At 34.6% G+C, this 2,642-nt stretch carries 2 protein-coding genes; both read left to right on the forward strand.

All coding sequences use genetic code 11. The features are described 5' to 3' along the window. On the forward strand, positions 1 to 963 hold a 963-nt coding region (locus M3089_RS15640; protein ID WP_249085237.1), incomplete at its 5' end, for a hypothetical protein. Positions 964 to 1,339: 376 nt separating this feature from the next. Continuing rightward, positions 1,340 to 2,642 (forward strand): hypothetical protein (locus M3089_RS15650; RefSeq protein ID WP_249085239.1); only part of this gene is annotated, 1,303 nt, incomplete at its 3' end.

Consider the following 2,642-nt stretch of genomic DNA (forward strand, 5'->3'; position numbering starts at 1 on the left):
ATTATGGAGATAGATTTCTTCCCGATGCTATCCACAAAAGGAATACATCGCTATATAGGCATGTCATTCTTAGGATTGATCATCATTACCTATGTAGTCAGTGCCTATATGATAGCCCAGAGGCTTATAGGCGAAGACAATGTGTTACTTTGTTTTCTTGCTACCATACCCATTTTTATCGGCGAATATGCAGTATTCGTGTTGTTGATTCATGGAATTAAGCAATGTCTTTATACTTATTTCAAGAGTAACAGAAGGGAGTTGAATAATCAGGCTGACCGTGAGAATATGGACAGTTTTATTCTCAAACATCTGGAGGATATTCAGAAGAAACTGAATAAAGCTCAGATAATATCAAATCCTCAATACAATGTTGCTCCACCTGCTCATACCTCACCAAAAGAACATTCAGAAGACAATACTTGCAAGGATGATTTGCAGTCAAGTATTATGCCGAAACTTGACCAGGCACTAAAAACGGCACAGAGTAATTTGGCCCCTTTCATGAAACAACTACATATAGACCGTATCCAACTCGCAGAAGCGAAAACAAAGAAAGACAATGAGAAACTTGAAAAAGTCCTGAGATATACGCGTCTTGTTCTCCTTCCTCATGGTTTCAGCGATGAGGAACTTTACCAGATAGAAGAAGCCGTCAAATTACTAATAGAATATGAAGGTGTCGTGAATTGTGTAGCTGTCACGATAGGAAAGAACAAACTGAAGCAGGCAGATCTCAAAAACTTTGCCTGGAACATAGGTTATCAGTACAAGATTGATTCAGAAAAGCTGGCTCTGTTTGTGCTTAACCTGTTCCACTCTTGGTTCAAGAACACCGAAAAAGAAACTATACGAAAGACTCTCCGGAACACAACGGGTAACTACTCAATCGAGATAGACGAAAACATAATTGAACATCTGTCAATGTTGGAAGAAAAAGTTCTTGGCAAAAAACGTAAGTAGTATATTTATGGATTTTTATTATTGTTTGGCTCTATAGCCCTTATAACATCTTTATATCGTTCACGTGCATATGTAATCATTTGATAATCAACATTGTTTATATTTGAGGAAGTGAAGTAAGTATCGGTAAACAACGACAACTAATAATAGAAACTTGGGCTTTATCCCCAAACAACAAAAAGAAAACGATGCAAATTCATAACAACACATTGATAGCGGAATGCTCATCTTACGATTTCAAGGAAATGCTGGAGCGTAAGAAAGTAAAGTCATGGCTTAAATCTGTGTCGGCTTTTAGGCACGAAGATAAGCCTGGGCATGGACATGTGATTGTAAAAACGCATTTTCATTCATTTCAATACCACTTTTTTTATTTATGATGGAAAATCGAGTATGTTTTTATTCTCCGAATGATTTAAGCATCGGTTATAATCTTGAACTTGCAGAAAAAGCAATTGCAAAGTATAAATCTGAGCCAGCTTCTACGTTAACAGACGTGATAGAGTTATTCCACATCAAGAAACTCATAGATAATGATTGTCGATTGAAATGCTGGTCAGACGTCATTTTTAATCAAATCAAAGAAGATATAAAAGATTATAATGATATTATTGCAAAACACTTTGCCAAGCTAAATAGAAACTCTTTGGAGAACTGCTATGATGCATTAGCTTGGGATTACAGACAAGCATTTTGGGATATTATTGACCAATTCAAATTATTTAATGTTATAGATAATAATTTTGTAAAAAATACAGCAAAAGGCAAACAAAATGACTTGACAGAAATACTTCATTGCAGGAATGTCGTGGAAAAATTCAAAATAGAACTAAGGCAGATAATGATTGAAGACAGTAATACGGCTCAGATTCTCATAAATCATTATATCGCCAAACATGACAATAAAACTGATAGAAAAATTCACCTTCCTTCAAATCTATCAATGGACGACAAGGTTAGAATAATAAACTCATATTTAGATAGCAAGGATCCTAATTTAAATTATGTCCGTCTAATTTGTCAGAATAAGGATGACAAAAATGGACTAGTATTAGATCCCCAAACGAAAGTAAAAGCAGAACGTCTAGCTCAAAAGTTAAACGATGAGTTTATGTCCGACAGTCGTACTGTTAAAATTTCGCATAAATTAGCTGTCGCATTTTCTAATGAAAACAATATAACACCAACAGACTATAGAGTCGAAGGAGGTTATCCTACTTATTTATACAGCATAAAGTATATTCGTTCCTGCAATTCTATAGATCTGGTGGAGAATTGCAAAACCTTATTCTATTGGATAAATCGTCACGGACTATTGGAACTCATCAATAAAAGTAGCGAAATAGATGGACTAGAGATTGCTTTTATGGATAAAAGTAAAAATGCCTATCCAGATTACAGCTATTTCCATCAAAAGAACGACTTGGCATTATATCAAATATGTGGGTACAACAAAGTATTAGCTCAATTAAACATGTCTCTTGAGCAAACGCTAAAAGAATTTTACGAAGTACATCTTTTCAACAAATATGGCTATCCTGCATTAAAATTGAACTACCCTAATATTGAAGATAGTTGGTTAAATAAATGCCGAATATTATTCCCTGAACTAGATTCTGTTGTCAAACAATATAATACCTATGTTCAGTATGATGAGATAGACAAAGATATCATTAGGT

Origin of the sequence: Marseilla massiliensis (assembly GCF_023336985.1) — a bacterium.
In the GTDB taxonomy this organism is placed as follows: domain Bacteria; phylum Bacteroidota; class Bacteroidia; order Bacteroidales; family Bacteroidaceae; genus Prevotella; species Prevotella intestinigallinarum.